Source organism: Microbacterium sp. ZXX196 (assembly GCF_009709595.1).
GTDB classification, from domain to species: domain Bacteria; phylum Actinomycetota; class Actinomycetes; order Actinomycetales; family Microbacteriaceae; genus Microbacterium; species Microbacterium excoecariae.
In genome coordinates this window covers 1-231 of record NZ_WMEE01000549.1, presented here as the reverse complement: position 1 = coordinate 231, position 231 = coordinate 1, and the positions used below count along the sequence as shown (strand labels likewise).

The window sequence follows — 231 nt, the reverse complement described above, 5'->3', positions numbered from 1 at the left end:
AAAGCTATGTTTTGATGATCGCCGGGTCTGTTCTATTCATCGCATTGGCGTTCCTGGGCGAGTTCAACTGGATCAGCGGCATCGTGCTGTTATTGGCGCTGGGCTTTGTTCTGTTTGATGCGGTGCGTGATGCACGCGCCCACCGCGCGGCCGGCGAAGACGCCGAGCTGGAAGACCCCGAGGGCGCTGATCCGGACATGCCATGGTGGAAGATCGTGCTGTTCCTTGCGC

1 protein-coding gene is annotated in these 231 nt (G+C 59.3%); it reads left to right on the top strand.

Translation table 11 applies throughout. The features are described from left to right. Positions 1 to 231: hypothetical protein (locus tag GJQ66_RS14455; protein WP_230379707.1), on the top strand; the 231-nt coding region annotated here is incomplete at both ends.